The 15,585-nt window shown below is 69.6% G+C and carries 13 protein-coding genes; 8 read left to right on the top strand and 5 right to left on the bottom strand.

Going from position 1 to position 15,585, the window contains the following annotated elements; all coding sequences use genetic code 11:
• Nucleotides 1-37 precede the first annotated feature (37 nt).
• From F0U63_RS28150 to F0U63_RS28165, 4 genes are read left to right on the top strand one after another with little or no spacing between them, the layout of a single operon-like run.
• Entirely contained in the window at nt 38-946 is a 909-nt protein-coding gene (locus F0U63_RS28150; RefSeq protein ID WP_395834297.1) for an ABC transporter ATP-binding protein, read from the top strand.
• A complete protein-coding gene (locus F0U63_RS28155; RefSeq protein WP_395834299.1) occupies nt 943-1,779 on the top strand; it encodes a hypothetical protein in 837 nt (278 codons plus the stop codon). The genes F0U63_RS28150 and F0U63_RS28155 overlap by 4 nt, the downstream gene beginning before the upstream one ends.
• A 1-nt stretch (nt 1,780) precedes the next feature.
• A complete protein-coding gene (locus F0U63_RS28160; RefSeq protein ID WP_395834301.1) occupies nt 1,781-2,878 on the top strand; it encodes a hypothetical protein in 1,098 nt (365 codons plus the stop codon).
• Between the two features lie 35 nt (nt 2,879-2,913).
• Complete coding sequence (locus F0U63_RS28165) at nt 2,914-4,251, top strand: haloacid dehalogenase-like hydrolase (RefSeq protein WP_395834303.1); 1,338 nt, start codon at nt 2,914-2,916, stop codon at nt 4,249-4,251.
• 28 nt (nt 4,252-4,279) lie between these two features.
• On the opposite strand, the gene F0U63_RS28170 is transcribed toward F0U63_RS28165, so the two are convergent.
• Nucleotides 4,280-4,936, bottom strand: a complete 657-nt coding sequence (locus tag F0U63_RS28170) for a response regulator (protein ID WP_395834305.1) — start codon at nt 4,934-4,936, stop codon at nt 4,280-4,282.
• A gap of 4 nt (nt 4,937-4,940) precedes the next feature.
• Nucleotides 4,941-6,575, bottom strand: a complete 1,635-nt coding sequence (locus F0U63_RS28175) for a histidine kinase (protein WP_395834307.1) — start codon at nt 6,573-6,575, stop codon at nt 4,941-4,943.
• On the opposite strand from F0U63_RS28175, the gene F0U63_RS28180 reads away from it, so the two are divergent.
• The gene (locus F0U63_RS28180) at nt 6,576-9,509 is read left to right on the top strand and encodes a TolB family protein (protein ID WP_395834309.1); all 2,934 of its coding nucleotides are present in this window, start codon (nt 6,576-6,578) and stop codon (nt 9,507-9,509) included.
• A gap of 12 nt (nt 9,510-9,521) precedes the next feature.
• Nucleotides 9,522-11,108: an alpha/beta hydrolase family protein gene (locus F0U63_RS28185; protein WP_395834311.1), complete on the top strand. Its 1,587-nt coding sequence runs from the start codon at nt 9,522-9,524 to the stop codon at nt 11,106-11,108.
• Here the strand turns inward: F0U63_RS28185 and F0U63_RS28190 are convergent.
• The 3 genes from F0U63_RS28190 to F0U63_RS28200 all read right to left on the bottom strand — a co-directional run bounded on the left by F0U63_RS28190 (nt 11,063) and on the right by F0U63_RS28200 (nt 13,495).
• Entirely contained in the window at nt 11,063-12,094 is a 1,032-nt protein-coding gene (locus F0U63_RS28190) for an LLM class flavin-dependent oxidoreductase (RefSeq protein ID WP_395834313.1), read from the bottom strand. The two genes, F0U63_RS28185 and F0U63_RS28190, sit on opposite strands and share 46 nt — an antisense overlap.
• Before the next feature lie 36 nt (nt 12,095-12,130).
• Nucleotides 12,131-13,165 (bottom strand): lysylphosphatidylglycerol synthase transmembrane domain-containing protein, encoded by a 1,035-nt coding sequence (locus F0U63_RS28195; protein ID WP_395834315.1) that lies wholly within the window; start codon nt 13,163-13,165, stop codon nt 12,131-12,133.
• Between the two features lie 120 nt (nt 13,166-13,285).
• Complete coding sequence (locus F0U63_RS28200; protein WP_095992299.1) at nt 13,286-13,495, bottom strand: DNA gyrase inhibitor YacG; 210 nt, start codon at nt 13,493-13,495, stop codon at nt 13,286-13,288.
• Between the two features lie 61 nt (nt 13,496-13,556).
• Between F0U63_RS28200 and F0U63_RS28205 the strand changes: the two genes are divergently transcribed.
• Both F0U63_RS28205 and F0U63_RS28210 read left to right on the top strand, forming a co-directional pair.
• Nucleotides 13,557-14,543 (top strand): magnesium transporter, encoded by a 987-nt coding sequence (locus tag F0U63_RS28205; protein ID WP_395834318.1) that lies wholly within the window; start codon nt 13,557-13,559, stop codon nt 14,541-14,543.
• A gap of 25 nt (nt 14,544-14,568) precedes the next feature.
• Nucleotides 14,569-15,558, top strand: a complete 990-nt coding sequence (locus F0U63_RS28210; RefSeq protein WP_395834320.1) for an NAD(P)H-quinone oxidoreductase — start codon at nt 14,569-14,571, stop codon at nt 15,556-15,558.
• The last annotated feature ends 27 nt before the right edge of the window (nt 15,559-15,585 follow it).

Raw genomic sequence — 15,585 nt, forward strand, 5'->3', positions numbered from 1 at the left:
TCGACAAGCGCCCACGGCCGGGAAAGACTCACGGGCCGTGTCGGCCATCGAAGTGACGGGGTTGCGAAAGAGGTACCGGCGTCTGTTGCGTCCGCCGGTGGATGCCCTGCGAGGGGTGGATCTGAGCGTGCCGGAGGGCAGTGCCTTCGGACTCATCGGTCCCAACGGCGCGGGGAAGACGACCTTCATCAAGAGCCTGCTGGGCATCATCCAGCCCACGGACGGCACCGTGCGCGTGCTGGGAGGCTCGCCGCTGGACGCCCACGTCCGCGCGCGCATCGGCTACCTGCCCGAGCGCCTGCACCTGCCCCACTCCTGGAGTGCCCTCGGCTTCCTGGACATGATGGCCCGCTTCAAGGACCTGGTGCCCGACGCCCGCGTGCACGGCCAGCTCCTCGAGCGCGTGGGCCTGGCCACGGCCGCGCGCCAGCGCATCGGTGAGTTCTCCAAGGGCATGCGCCAGCGCCTGGGCCTCGCCTCCGCGCTGCTGGGCAACCCCGAGCTGCTCATCCTCGACGAGCCCACGGATGGAATCGATCCCATGGGCCGGGTGGAGGTGCGGCGCATCCTCCAGGAGGAGGTGCGGCGCGGGGCCACGCTCTTCCTCAACTCGCACCTGCTGGCGGAGACCGAGCGGGTGTGCGACCGGGTGGCCATCCTCTCGGGAGGCCAGGTGGTGCGGCAGGGCCGGCTGGAGGAGCTGCTGCGCGGCGGGGTGCGGTGGACGGTGCGCTTCGCCCCGGGCGTGGACGCGGGCGCGCTGGCGGCCGCGGGCTTCCAGCCGGGGGACAGCGAGGGCCTCTACCACCTGGAGGCGCCGGGGCTGCCGGAGCTGAACGCGGCGCTGGACCGGGCCCGGGCCTCGGGCGCGCTGATGATGGAGTTGCGGCGCGAGGGCCAGGATCTGGAGCAGGTGTTGCTGTCCACCGTGGGAGTCGCGGCATGAGGCACGTGCTGAGAGTGGCGCTGTACGTCCTGCGCGAGGCGGTCGCGCGCAAGCTCATCCTGGCCTTCCTCCTGGGCATCACCTGGGTGCTCATCCTGATGGCCATCGGCCTGCGGCTGGAGGTGGTGGACGGGGCCCTGGCCGCCACGCGCCTGTTCGGCGGCCCCCTCGGCATCGAGGTGAACGCGGTGGACGTGGCGCTTCGGCCCGTCTTCGTGGCCGCCGCCTACGGCCTCTTCTACTGGGGCCTGCTCTTCGGAATCGTCGCGTGCGCGGACTTCGCGCCCTCGCTGCTGTCGCCCGGCCGCATCGAGCACCTGCTCGCCCTGCCCCTGCAGCGCTGGCACCTGATCGCCGGCACCTTCCTGGGCGTCATGACGCTGGCGGTGGGCGGCGCGCTCTACGGAGCTGGCGGGCTCACCGTGCTGCTGGGCTTCAAGACGGGAGTGTGGATGCCGGGCCTGCTCCAGTCGTCGCTGCTGGCGTGCGCGGCCTTCGCGCCCGTGTACGCGGTGATGTTGACCACGGCCACCTTCGCGCGCAGTGCCTCGTTGAGCGCGGCGCTCGGGCTGTTCTCGCTCGGCGGAGGCGTGGTGGCGGGCAAGCGCGACGCGATCGCCCCGATGATCAACGAGGGGCTGCTGCGCGAGGGCTTCCTCCTGTTGACGATGCCGCAGCCCCGGCTGTCCACCCTCGCCTCCACCGGCGCGGCGCTGGCCGGAGCCGAGCCCCTGGTGCCCGGCGTGCTCGGGCTGCTGCTGGTGGGTGCCTTCGCCTACGCGCTGGCGGTGATGGGGGTGGGCTGCTGGTGGTTCGAGGGAAAGGACTACTGACATGAACCGGCGGCGTTGGCCGTGGCTCGCCCTGGCGCTGGTGCTGCTCGCGCTGGGCATCGTCGCGATGCGCCTCACGGAGGACAAACCCCCGCCTCCGCCCCCGCGCCCGGTGCGCTTCGCCGCGGCGAACTCGAACGAGGCGATGCGGCGCAGGCTCGCCCGGACCACCTATGTGCCCCCGGCCGCGCACGACGCGGGCACCGAGCCGCCCAAGCCGGTGGACCCCTTCCTCGAGGCCCTGCCGCGCGGCGAGAACCACACCGCCGTCGTCATCGAGGCCAACGCGGTGCGGCACTCGCCCCTGGGGGAGTTGTTGCTGGAGTGCCTGCTGATGCAGCCCCAGGCACGCGAGCAGTTGGAGGCGTTCCGCCAGCACGCGGGCGTGGATCCGCTCGAGGGCGTGGACCGGGTGGCCGTGATGGATGATGGGCTCGTCATCTCCGGACAGTTCGGCCAGGCACGCATGGAGGCGCTCCTGCCGGGGCAGTGGCGGGCCTCGGAGCATGGTGACAAGGGCCGCGTCTACGTGCCGGCCAGGCCCCCCACCCCGAGCCAGGGCGACACGGCGGCGGTGGGCACCTGGGGCGACTCGATGCTGGTGATCGGCCGGACGCCGGAGGAGGTGCACGGCATCCTGGAGCGCATCGAGGGCCGGGGCTCCTCGGAGCCGCCGGTGCTCGGCGGCCAGTATGCCTATGGAGACGTGTATGGCGTGGTGTCCGTGGAGCGACTGGCGGACAGCCTGCCGCCGGAGCAGCGGGCCCTGGGCGAGCGGCTGAAGCAACTGGCGCCCCGCGCGCGGCTGAACCTGGATGTGAGCTCGGACTTCGCGCTGTCGTTGGGCCTGAAGGGGCCGGACGCGGAGCGGACGGCGGACATGGCGAAGGCCATCGGCGCGGCCATGGCCCTGGCGCGCTTCGAGGCGCAGAGCCAGGGCCAGACGGAGCTCGCCCGCGTCCTGGAATACGCGGGGACGAGCGCGATGAACGACCACCTCGGCGTGCAGCTCGCGGTGCCCCTGGAGGTCCTCCGCCAGGAACTCTCCTGGTGCCGGGGAGCGAGTGCCTCCGGGAGCACGGACGCGGGCCAACCTTGATTGATGTGGCTTCGGGGGGAATCGACAATGCGCCCATGCCCATCCCCCACTGCGTCCCCATTTACAGACAGCTGTCCCTGCTCTTCCTGGCCGGCTGTCTCGCCAGCGCGCCCCTCGCCTGTATGGGCCCGCCGGGACCCGAAGGGCCCGCTGGTCCCAAGGGCGGGGATGGCCCCGCCACGCCCCGGCGGCTGCTGGATGACAAGATCGGACGCTGGCTGCCGGACAACCGCGAGCGGCTCAACGCGCTGATTCGGGACGTGGGGATCACCAGCCCGGCGTTCGATCCCAGGAACCGCCCCGTGGCCGTGTTCGACTGGGACAACACCGTGGTGAAGAACGATCTGGGAGACGCCACCTTCTTCTGGATGCTCCGGCACGACAAGGTGCGCCAACCCACGGGCAAGGACTGGAGCACCACCAGCCGCCACCTGACGGCGGAGGCCCGGGCGGCGCTCTCCACCGCGTGTGACCTGGCCGGCGAGCCGGGGCAGCCCCTGCGCACGAGCGAACACGCCGCGTGCGCCGACGAACTCGTCAGCATCTACTCCAGCGGCAAGACGCGGGCGGCCCAGAGGGCCTGGGACAAGCAGATCACCCTCACCCTCAATACCGCCTACGCCTGGGTGGCCCAGCTCCAGGCGGGCTACACCCCCGAGGAGGTTCGCGGCTTCGCCCGGTCCGCCTACGCGGAGAACGCCTTCAATCCCGTCGGCACCACGCAGACGGTGGGGAGCGTCACGGGGCTCGCCTACCACGTGCGGGTGTACGAGGAGATGGTGGACCTCGTCGAGACGATGCAGGACAACGGCTTCGACGTCTGGGTGCTCACCGCCTCGCCCCAGTTCGTCATCGACGCCGTCTCCGAGCAGCTCATCGGTGTCAAACCCAACCGGGTGGTGGGCATCCGCTCGGTGACGGACGCCCAGGGACGGTTGACGGCGCACCTGCAGGGCTGCGGGCCCGTGGCCGATGGCGACGACACCCTCATCACCTACGACCAGGGCAAGCGCTGCTGGATCAACAAGGCCATCTACCACCTGCCCACGGAGCAGCAGCTCGCGCGTCAACCGGACGAGCGCCAGCGCCAGGTCTTCGCGGCCGGGGACTCGGACACGGACCTGGCCTTCATGCAGGACGCGACGCGGCTCAAGCTCGCCCTCAACCGCAACAAGGTCCAGCTCATGTGCAACGCCTACGCGAACGCCCGGGGCACGTGGCTCGTGCAGCCCATGTTCGTGCGGCCCGCCGCCCAGGCCGCCAACCCGTACCCCTGCACCACCGCGGTGGACGCGGTCGGCCAACCCCTCGTGGACGAGGACGGGCAGCGCTTCACCCAGGACTTCGAGGACCGCGTCCACCAACTGCCTTGAGCGCCCAAACGCTCCCGCGACAGCGCCATCAGCGCTGCTTGAGTCCTTCGCGCCAGGCGAAGGCCGCGGCCTGGGTGCGGTCTTCCACCTGGAGCTTTCCGAGGATGTTGCTCACGTGGGACTTCACCGTCTTCTCGCCAATGCCCAGCCGTTGGGCGATGTCCGTGTTGGTGAGGCCGTCGGCGACGAGTAGCAGCACCTGTCGCTCCCGCTCGCTGAGCTGGGAATGAAGAGGCGGGGTCTCCCGCTCCCGGGTGGGTTGGCGCAGCGAGCGGATGACCTGGCTCGCGACCCGCGGAGAGAGGGTGGCCTCGCCACCGGCCGCCTTGCGCACCGCCTGGACCAGCTCGTCGGCACTCGCGTCCTTGAGGAGGTACGAGAGCGCACCGGCCCGGAGTGCCGGGAGGATGTGCTCGTCCTCGTGGTACGAGGTGAGCATCAGGATCTGGGTGCGCGGGCTCACCTCCTTCAGCCGCCGTGTCGCCTCGATACCGCCCATGCCGGGCATCATCAGGTCCATCAACGCCACGTCGGGGGCGTGCTCACGCGCCAGCTCGAGGGCCTGTTCACCGGAGCCCGCCTCACCCACGACCTCGATGTCCTCCTGCGCCCCGAGCAGTGCGCGCACGCCCTGCCGGACGACGGTGTGGTCATCGATGATGAGGACGGTGATCGAAGAGGACATGGGTTCAGCTCCCGTCTGCCTGGGCGTTGAAGATCACCTGGAGCCGAACGCCCTTACGCTCCTCGGAGCCGATGGAGAAACCTCCCCCCGGAAGTGCCTCGGCCCGCTCACGCATGATGTCCAGGCCCATGCCGCCCGAGCGGGTGGCTGGCAGCCCCCGGCCATCGTCCTCGATCTCGAGGGTATACCGCGACGGACCCGCGCGCTCGAGCGACACCCGCGCACGGGATGCCCCACTGTGACGCGCGATGTTGGCCAGGCCTTCCTGAACGATGCGGGTGAGGGCCTCGGCGACGTGCGCGGGCAAGGCGTCTTCGGACAGGTGCGTCTCGGCGCTGATGCCGGTGCGCCTGGACCAGGTCTCCACCTCGCGGGAGAGCTGCACCGTCCAGGACTCCCGTTGAGCAGAGGGCCGGAGCTGCCGCAGGATGGCCATCAAGTCGCGCTGCGACTCGCCCACCAGCTCGCCGGCCTGCACCAGGTGGGCCTCCACCTTCTCCGGATTGCGCGGCAGCAGCGTCCGGGCGGCGCCGAGTTGCATCGCGGTGGCGAACAGCCGCTGTTTCACCGTGTCGTGGAGGTCGCGCGCGAGGCGGTTGCGCTCTTCGCTCGCGGCGAGCTCCTGGCGCAGCGCCACCAGGGTCCTCAACTCACCGGCCATCTGGTTGAGATGCTCGGCCAGCGCCGCGAGCTCGTCCGCTCCCGGAACCCTGGCCACCGCCTCGAAGTCCCCTCGAGCCCAGGCGCCGGTCGCGTCGATCATCGGCTGGAGACGGCGGACGAGCCGGCGCGTGACGAACGCGCCGAAGAGCAAGCTGGCCAGCCCGCTGAGCAGCGCGAGCACCACCCCGCTGGAGGTGATCACCCGCACCACGGACGCGGCGAAGTCGCTCATCGCGAAGGGAGCATCGAGCCGCACCACCACGGCCCCGAGCACCCGGCCGTCCTGGCCGCGGATGGGTGCGGCGAAGAAGCTGCCGCCGTCCTCACCGCGTGAAGCCAGGTGCTCGGGCTCGCTCGCTCCGCTCAAGGCCCGCTCGAGCAGGACCGTCTCCTCGTCGGTGCGCGCCGACTCGGCGACCCGGACCAGACCCTCCGGTTCGACCGAGAGCGTCAGCACCTCGCCACCGGAGGAGTCGAACACGCGCGCGACCCCCTGGCGAGGACCCGCTACTTCCAGCTTCACCTCGATGGGACCCTTGGGAAGCCCGGTGGAACGGACCCGGGCGAACTCACGCGAGAGCTGCTCCTGCAGGACCGCCACATCGGGAGGGCGCGACACCAGCGCGGGTGCCAGCCGCGGCGCGAACGCCAGCGCTTCCTCCGCCATCGCGATGACGGGGAACTCGGTGCGGAGCAGGAGGTAGCCCAGCGCCATGAGCAGCGCGAAGAAGAGCAACACCGTGGCCGCGAGCGTCGCCCCCGCATAGGCGAGCGTCAGCCTCCATTGGAGGCGGTGCCATGGACGAACGGAACGCATCACGGCGGGAGCTTGCCACGCGAGCGCCGGGCCTCCCACCGTCTCCAGGCCGGTGCGGCACTCCGCCTCCAGACGGAGCGGCGGCCCCGGCCCGAGCCCGATGTGCGGCCTCGCCGGTGCTGGCAGGGTGCGCCGCGGGCCGACAGAGGACAGATCCACATGAACCGATTGCTCGTCTCCAGTCTCCTGCTGCTCGGCGCACTCGGCTGCTCCGGGCCCAGATTCCAGCAGCACGTGACGACCCGCTTCGCACACCAGGACGTCCGCAAGCTGGAGACCCCGGAGCTCGACGTGTACTACGTGGCGAGCCAGAAGCAGAACGCCTACCGGCTCGTGGCGAAGCTGGAGCGGTGCCTGAAGCCCCTGCGGGCGCATGCCCGGAGCCGCTCCAGGAGAGCCAGACCGGTGATCTATCTGACCCCCGCCGTGCTCAACAACGCGAACGTGCAGCCGGCCGCGTTCGGGTTGTCCGAGCACATGGTGCTGGGCACCTCCGTGAACGCGGAGCAGATCATGCTGCTCGGCGTGCCCTTGACGCACATGGAGGCCATCGCCTGCCACGAGGCGGTGCACTACGTGCACCTGCAGCAGACCGACGGACCGTGGAGCGCGATCGACCTGGTCACCGGCAACGTCTGGTCGCCCAATGCCGTGCTGGACGCCTGGTTCAGCGAGGGACTGGCCACCTGGTACGAAGCCACCTTCGCGGAGGGCCAGGGGCGCCTGAACAGCCCGATGTGGCGCGGGTGGTACCACTCCTTCCTGCAGCAGCGAGGAGGCCGCATCGGCGCTGGAGACCTGCTCGGGGCCCGCGACGTCCCCAATGGGCCCTACCTCGCCGGGAGCTACTTCATTGACTTCCTCGCCCGGAAGTACGGCGAGGAGAAGCTCTGGGAGCTGATAGATCTCCAGGGCCACTCCATCATCTCCCTGCTCGGGGTGACGCTGCGGTTCTCGAAGGTGTACGGCAAGACCATCGACGGGCTGCTCGAGGAGTACAACCAGGAGCTCGCCGGGACCTTCCATCCGCGCACGCGCCCCGCGGAGCAGCGCGTGCTGGAGGCCTCGCTCGGAAGTGAAGCCCGGCTCGCCGTGTCGCCCGCGGATGGCGCGGTGGCGCTCATCCGCTCCGGCCTGGACGCGACGGCCACGCTGCGCATCCAGGAGCGGTCGGGTGCCATCCGCTTCGAGCGGACCCTGAAGCCCCTCCTTCCGGGGCGCCGCTGGGTCGCCGCCGGGCCCACGGCGACGAGCGGCATGAGCTTCACCGCCGATGGCCGCTGGCTGTTCTTCGTCAGCGCCGACTACTCCGAACTGGGGGACTTCATCGCCCGGCTCTGGAAGGTGGACGCGCGGACCGGAGAGGTGGTGCGGCTCTGGGATGGGATCGAGGGCGTCGGTGGCGCGATCCACCCGGATGGCTCGTCGTACGTCTACGTCGAGGTGAAGGGAGACACCGCCAACCTCGTGAAGCTGGAGCTCGAGACCGGGACGCGCACGTCCTTGACAAACTTCACCGGGACGGAGTCGCTCGCGGCGCCAGCCTGTTCGCCCACGGGGGACCGCATCTCCTTCTCCCGCTGGACGGGGCGTGGCTTCGATCTCTTCGTCCGCGGACCGGACGGCGCGATCGAGCAACTCACCTTCGATGGCCGCTTCAACCTCGGGTCGCGCTGGATGGATGGGCGTCGGCTGGTGTTCCTGCGCGAGCACGAGAAGCTCGCCCAGGTGCATCTGCTCGATCTCGAGGACCGACACGTCCAGCGGCTCAGCGACGTGCCGTGGATCGCGATGGATCCCTCGCCGCTGGACGGGTCGCGCGTGCTCCTCCTGAACCGGGAGGGCCTGAGCTGGTCGCTGGACGAGCTCGCCCTTCCCTCCCCCACGTCCTCGGCTCCGCCCCCGGCGGCCTCGGACCCGGGGAGCCTCGAGCTGTCCAAGGTGCTCGGCGCGAGTGGCGCCCTACCGAACGACACGCCCCCCGAGGTGGAGGTCCTCTCCGACGAGCCGTACGCGCCGCTGGACGGGCTGTTGCGTCCGACGATGCACCTGCCCCTCCTCGGCCTGTGGAACACGCAGGCGCCGAACGGGTCCGTGCGGTGGAATCGCCTCGTGGGCATGGCTCGGCTTCAGGGGGCTGACCGGCTCGGGTTCCACAACTACCTCGCCTGGTTCTCCTTCGACTCGGAGAACATGCGGACGAACCTGTCGCTGAGTTATGGCAACTACCAGCTCGCGCCGTGGTACCTGGACGTGAGCGGAAGCCGGAGCACCGACGGTGCCCTGCTCGACTGGACGGCGAGCATCTCCGCTTCGAGGTCCTGGTGGAACTCCATCGACCTGCGGTTCGCGGGGGAGTTGCTCGATCGGACGCTCGGCGCGACGGAGCATTCCTCCTCCCGGCACGTGCGTCTGGCCGGACCCCGGCTCTCCGCGGGCTATTCGGTGGTGGATTCCACCGCGTATGTGAATCGCCGCGGGCTCGTCCTCTCCCTGTCCGGTGCGGCGTTCCCCTCCCAGGTGAGCACGGAGGGCTTGTTCGATCTGCGCGGGGCAATGACTGTCTTCCTGCCGCTTCCCGTCCTGCGGCGCGACGAGCTGGAGCTCAAGGTGACGGCACGTGCCATGCCGGGCTCGAGCCAGGAGTTGCTCCAGCTCGGAGGGTTCTCCCAGGGAATGAGCCTGTACAACATCGGAGCCGCCCCACCTCGGGAGCCGCGGGACACCTTCCTGCCACCGGGCGCGACCTTCCAGGAGCCGCTTCGCGGCTACGAAGACTTCTCCCTGTTCGTCAACCACGCGGCGGTCGGTGGGGTGCGCTACAGGGTGCCGCTGATCATCGATCGGGGGTGGTCCTCGCTGGCGTACCTCCTTCCGTCGGTGCACGTGCGTGAGCTGGATCTGGAAGGCTTCGCCCAGGCCGCCCTCGCGGCCGACAATACCGGAAGACACTGGCACCGCGTTGCCGGGGGGGCCGCGTTCTTCCGCCTCAACGTGGGCGGATACCTCCCGCTCAGCCTCTACTACCAGTTCGCTCACCGGTTCGATGACGGGTTGAAACCACTACATACGTTTGGGCTGAGCTTCGACTGAGGGAGTGCGTGTATGCGAAAGATGGAGGGCGCGGTTCTCCTGTGGATGGGCATTGGCTGGCTCAGCGGCTGTGGCGGCTCCGGTGAGGTGGAGCCGCCGCCAGACGATCGATGTGTGGCAACGGTGGGAGTGGATCTCCTGCCTGGGCAGTTCCCGAATGAAGTCGATCTCCAGGCCAACGCGAACCTGGAGGTAGCGGTCCTGTCCACCGAGGGTCTGGCCGCGGGCGAGGTCGACCCGCGCACCGCGACCCTGGAGAGTCCAGACGGTTCCAGGACGGCAGGCGCGCTCGAGATGCTGGAGCAACGGGACGTGAACGCGGATGGCCACCCAGACCGGGTACTTCGCTTCTCGATTCCCGCCCTGGTGGACGCGGGCGTGCTGCACCTCGACGCGGCTCGCCTGACATTCAGGATCAGCACCACCTCGGGAGAGAGGCTCACCGGCTGTGATCGTATCGTGGCGGCTGGTCGCGCCCACGTGAGGCTGCCCATGCCAGGAGGGACTCACGCGGTGGGCACGACCGTCTACCATTGGAAGGACGCGGCACGCCGGGAGACCTTCAGTGGGGCCGTCCATGAGAACCGCGAGCTGATGGTCCGGTTCTGGTACCCCTCGGTCCCTCGGCCGCACGTACAGCCGGGCTCGTACTTCCTCGACACCTACGAGGGGGCGTTGGCGGCGACGTCACGGAAGCTCCCCTCACGGTTCTTCGATTTCTTCTACGGCCACGCCGTGCTCGAGGCTCCGCTGGCGGGCTCGACCGAGCGGTTCCCCGTTCTCGTGCTGTCCCCCGGATACGGCATGGCGCCCGCGTTGTACTCCGGCTTCGCCGAAGAGCTCGCGAGCCATGGGTATGTGGTCGCGGCCATCTCACACACACATGCCAGCGGCCCGGTGGTCTTCCCCGACGGCGGCGTGGCCCGGCAGACCGTCGAACTCGGGCTGTTCAACGCGAACCCCGTGGCCGAGGTCTGGTTGGCGGATGCGCGATTCGTGCTCGACCAGCTGGAGCGGATGGATGGCGCGGAGCCGCGGGGGAGATTCACCGAAAGGCTGGACCTCGACCGGATCGGGATGCTCGGGCACTCCTTCGGTGGAGCCACCGCGGGAAACTCCTGCGTGAGCGACGACCGGGTGAAGGCCGGCGCGAATCTGGATGGCACGTTTCAGGGCAAGGACTACTCGCGCGGCTGCGACGAGCCCTTCCTGCTCATGCATTCGGGGCAGAAGGACGGAACGCACCAGGAGTTCCTCCGCGCGCTTCGCGCGGTCGGCTACGAGCTGACGTTCCCCACGGCCGGACATGCCAGCTTCAGCGACCTTCCCTTCGGGCTCGAGCTCATGCGGAGCTTTGGCGTCGATCCGAAAGACGCGCTGGAGGTTGGAACGCTCGAGGCCGCCCGTGGCCTCGAGTTGATGAGGGAGTACCTGGTCGCCTTCTTCGACAAGCACCTGTCGGGTTCGCGGAGCCCACTGCTCGAGGAGGGCTCGGTGGATCGCGGCGACGTGAGGCTCACCGTGGTGAGTGCGAAGGGAGGCCCGCGAGGCTCTCAGCCGAGCATGTCCCGCACGAGGGGAACGACCTCGCGGCCATAGAGCTCGATGCAGCGCATGAGCTTGTCGTGCGGCAGCGGGCCCGCGCTGTACTTCAGGTCGAAGCGGGACAGGCCGAGGGCCTTGGCCGTCGCGGCGATCTTGCGCGCGACTGTCTCGGGAGAGCCGAGGTAGAGCGAGCCCTGCTCGACTTCCCGCTCGAACTCCGCCGCGCTCATCGGAGGCCAGCCGCGCTCGGCGCCGATCCGGTCGCGCATCCGCTTGTAGTGCGGCCAGAACTCCTCGCGCGCCGCCGCGTCCGTTCTGGCCACGTAGCCAGGTGAATGGACGCCGATCGGCTGGACGGGGCGCTCGAGCTGCCCGAAGGCGCGGTGGTAGAGCTCGACATAGGGCCTGAAGCGCACGGGGTCGCCGCCGATGATGGCCAGCATCATGGGCAGATCATATTGGGCCGCGCGCACCACCGACTCCGGACTTCCCCCCACGCCGATCCAGGTCTTGAGCGAACCGGTCTCGATCTTCGGGAACACGCGTTGCCCCTGGAGGGCGGCGCGCGTCGTGCCCCGCCACGTCACGGCCTCCTCGCGGAGCAGCGCCGCGAAGAGGTCGAGCTTCTCCTCGAACAGCGTCTCGTACTGGCGCAGCTCGTAGCCGAAGAGCGGAAAGGACTCGGTGAAGGAGCCGCGCCCGAGGATCACCTCCGCACGCCCCTTGGCCAGGGCATCGAGCGTGGAGAAGCGCTGGAACACGCGCACGGGATCATCCGAGCTCAGCACCGTCACGGCCGAGCCGAGGTGGATGCGGTTCGTACGCGTGGCGATCCCCGCGAGCACGACCTCGGGCGCGGAGACGGCGAAGTCGGCGCGGTGGTGCTCGCCCACGCCGAAGAAGTCGAGGCCGAGCTCGTCGGCGAGGACGGCCTGCGCCACGACGTCGCGGATGACCTGGGCCTGCGAGAGCGGCTCGCCGTTGGGGCCGAGGGTGACATCCCCGAAGGTGTCCAATCCAAGTTCCAGAGGTCTTGCCATGGGGGACCGGGTCTTCCCGCGGCCCTGAGCGCAAGCTCAGGCCGAGGGCAGCGAGGAGGCCTGTTGCTCCTTGTTCAGCTTGCCGGCGATGTCCTTGAAGGACTGGTGGCCCATGGACATCAGCAGGAGCCCGAAGCCCACCTGCTGCAACATCTGGCACAGCCACAGCACGTTCGCGTACGCCAGCCCGGTGCTGTTGACCACCGAGGCGGGGAAGAACAGCGACAGGCCCACCTTCATGGCGGCCTGGAAGGTGCCGAGCATGCCGGGCGCGGCGGGAATCATGATGCCCACCACCAGCACGCAGTTGAGCACGTAGGCCTGGAACAGCGTCAGGTTCATGGCGCCGAACGCGCGCGACAGCACGGCCATGCCCGCGCCGTTAAGCGCCCAGAAGATGATCGTGTAGAGGAAGAAGCCCACCATCTGGCGAGGCCCGGGCAACTGCCGCATGGCGCCCACGAACGTGTCCACCACGTCCGCCACCTTGTCCGCGAGGCCTGGAAGCACCCGGCCCACCGTCGAGCGCACCAGTTGCACCGCGCGCTCCTGGTGCCACAGCGCGAACAGCAGGAAGACGAGCAAACCCCCGAACCCCGCGAACATCAGGTTGGCACCCAGCTTCACGTAGCGCATGCCAGGCACGTTCGTCGGCACGAAGAAGAGCAGCAGGCGCATCATCACGGCCACGAACATGCCGTCCGTGATGCGCTCGAGCACCACCGAGGTCATCGCCGCGCTGCGCCGGATGGAGCTACGCTGAGCGATGAGCAGGGGCCGGGCGAACTCACCCAACCGGAACGGCAGCACCAGCAGCATCATGAAGCCGATGCCGGACGCCTCGTTCAGCTTGCCGAACGGCACCCGCTCCATCCCCGACAGCAGGCAGCCCCAGCGCAGGGTGCGCGCCACGTGGATGAGCGACAGGATGCCGAAGTACGGCACCACCCACGCGTAGTTGGCCGACTTCAGGCTGGACATCTGTGACTCCCAGTTCGTCTCCCGAAAGGCCCACCAGGAGAAGAGCAGGGTCACGACCAGGCTGGCGATGAGTTTCACGGCACGTTTCACGCCCGCCCGTATACCGCCCCCCTTGCCCGGACTCCAGGGGTTCCCTGTCTATTCCCCTGCCAGGAGACCAGGGCCCCGGCCGTGGGGCACCCCAACGGTCCCGCCGGCAACGGCTCTCGCTCAGGCGTCTCCGGGCGTCCGGTCCGGGTGCTGATCCGTCGGCAGCTCGTCCTCCTGCTCGTCCACCTGACGATCCGGGACCCGGTACTCCTCGCCGAGCCAGCGCCCCAGGTCCACCATGCGGCAGCGCTTGGAGCAGAACGGAAACGCCGGGTTCTCGGCACGCGGAGCGACCGGCTTCCGGCAGATGGAGCACTCTCGAACATTCATGGCCACGGCGTACTCATAAGCCTTGATGTGGCCCACGGCCAGCGCGTTTAGAGTCCCGCGCGTGGACGCCCCCGGTGAAGCGCACTTCCTCCTGCAAGGTGACCGGCTCTCCCGTGACTTCGTCTCGGTGGGCGTCGAGGACACCGTCGCCCAGGCCCTGGAGAAGATGCGCGCGGCGCCCGGCAGCAACGAGATCTTCTACTGCTACGCGTGCGATCCCGCGGGCCGACTGGTGGGCGTGGTCCCCATCCGCAAGCTCATCCGCGCGGCGCCCGACGAGCGCATCGCCTCGCTCATGTTCACCCGCGTGGTGAAGCTGCCGGTGGACGCGCCGGACTCGCTGGTGGAGGACTTCTTCGTCACCTACCGCTTCCTGGCCTTCCCGGTGGTGGATGCCGAGGGCCGCATCGTCGGCGTGGTGGAGGTGGGCAACTTCGTCGACACCTTCTCCGACACCCTCTTCGACGAGGTGGAGGGCCGCGTGCGCGACGAGGTGTTCCGCTTCGTCGGTCTGCCGGAGAACGAGATGACGCAGACGCGCCCGGTGCACATGGCCCTGCGGCGCTTTCCCTGGCTGCTCGTCAACATCGGCGGCGGCTTCCTCGCGGCCACCGTGTCGCGGCTCTTCGAGCAGACGGTGGAGCGGCTCGTCGTGGTGGCCGCCTTCATCCCCATGGTGCTCGTGCTCTCCGAGAGCCTGGGCGTGCAGACCACCGCCGTGTCCGCGTCGATGATTGCCAACCAGCGCGTGGACGTGCCCCAGGTGCGCCGCGAGGTGCTCGGCACGAGCCTCGCCGGGATGATGGCCGCCGGGGTGGTGGCGCTGCTGGGCAGCTTCTACTCCCCCCACCTCGCCTTCCCCTTCGTGCTCTTCATCGCCATCACCCTCTCCACCTCGCTCGCCGCGGGGCTGGGCGCCCTCCTGCCCTTCGCCTTCCAGCGCTTCCGGGTGGATCCGCACCTGGCCTCGGCCCCGCTGGTGCTCGCCATTTCCGACAACATCACCCTGCTCACGTACTTCACCCTCGTCACCCGCCTGCTCGGCTAGAGGCGCTCTCCCGGAGAATCCTTCCATGCAGGTCCTTCGCATCACCCGTCCTGGCGGCCCCGAGGTGCTCGAGTTCGAGGAGCGCCCCGCGCCCACTCCCCTCGGCTCGGAATTGCTCGTGCGCGTGCACGCCACGGCGCTCAACCGCGCCGATCTGCTTCAAATCCACGGCAGGTACGCCGCGCCGCCGGGAGTCCCCGCGGACGTGGCGGGCCTGGAGTACGCGGGCGAAGTGCTGGCCGTGGGCCCGGCGGTGCGCCGCTTCCAGGTGGGCGACCGGGTGATGGGGCTGGTGGGCGGCGGGGCCTTCTCCGAGCAGCTCATCACCCACGAGCGCGAGGCCATGCACGTGCCCTCCCCGCTCGACTTCACCCAGGCCGCGGCGCTGCCCGAGGCGTACCTCACCGCCTTTGACGCGCTCGTGCTCCAGGGCGGCCTGCGCATGGGCGAGTCCGTGCTCATCCACGCGGTGGCCAGTGGCGTGGGCTCGGCGGCGGCGCAGATCTGCCGCGCCATGGGAGCGCGGGCGCTCGGCACGGGGCGCAACGCGCAGAAGCTCGCGCGGGCCACCGAGTGGGGCGTGGAGAAGACGGTGCTGTGTGACACCCAGCCCCCACGCTTCGCGGACGCCGTGAAGGAGGCCACGGGCGGGCGCGGCGTGGACCTGGCGTTGGATCTCGTGGGCGGGGACTACCTGCCGGAGACGCTGCGCGCCATGGCCCTCCAGGGACGGGTGCTGCTGGTGGGACTCGTGGCGGGCCGGCAGGCGGAAGTGGACCTGGAGGTGATCCTCGCCCGCCGGCTGCACCTCACCGGTACGGTGCTGCGCAGCCGGCAGCCCGAGGAGAAGATGGCCCTCGTCCAGGCCGCCGAGCGCAGCCTCCTGCCCCTTTTCCACTCGAAGGCGCTCACCCCCGTGGTGGACGCCATCTACCCCATGAAGCAGGCGCGCGAGGCCATCACCCGCATGGCGGGCAACGAGACGGTGGGCAAGCTCGTACTGCGGTGGGAGTGAACAGACACGCACGTGTCTCTTTGCTCC

The sequence above is a fragment of the Cystobacter fuscus genome (genome assembly GCF_044360685.1).
Lineage (GTDB): Bacteria > Myxococcota > Myxococcia > Myxococcales > Myxococcaceae > Cystobacter > Cystobacter fuscus_C.

Excerpts from the sequence above, each read along its gene's own strand:
- F0U63_RS28155 (WP_395834299.1), top strand. The coding sequence starts at position 943 with ATGAGGCACGTGCTGAGAGTGGCGCTGTACGTCCTGCGCGAGGCGGTC.
- F0U63_RS28160 (WP_395834301.1), top strand. The coding sequence starts at position 1,781 with ATGAACCGGCGGCGTTGGCCGTGGCTCGCCCTGGCGCTGGTGCTGCTC.
- F0U63_RS28165 (WP_395834303.1), top strand. The coding sequence starts at position 2,914 with ATGCCCATCCCCCACTGCGTCCCCATTTACAGACAGCTGTCCCTGCTC.
- F0U63_RS28170 (WP_395834305.1), bottom strand. The coding sequence starts at position 4,936 with ATGTCCTCTTCGATCACCGTCCTCATCATCGATGACCACACCGTCGTC.
- F0U63_RS28180 (WP_395834309.1), top strand. The coding sequence starts at position 6,576 with ATGAACCGATTGCTCGTCTCCAGTCTCCTGCTGCTCGGCGCACTCGGC.
- F0U63_RS28185 (WP_395834311.1), top strand. The coding sequence starts at position 9,522 with ATGCGAAAGATGGAGGGCGCGGTTCTCCTGTGGATGGGCATTGGCTGG.
- F0U63_RS28190 (WP_395834313.1), bottom strand. The coding sequence starts at position 12,094 with ATGGCAAGACCTCTGGAACTTGGATTGGACACCTTCGGGGATGTCACC.
- F0U63_RS28200 (WP_095992299.1), bottom strand. The coding sequence starts at position 13,495 with ATGAATGTTCGAGAGTGCTCCATCTGCCGGAAGCCGGTCGCTCCGCGT.
- F0U63_RS28210 (WP_395834320.1), top strand. The coding sequence starts at position 14,569 with ATGCAGGTCCTTCGCATCACCCGTCCTGGCGGCCCCGAGGTGCTCGAG.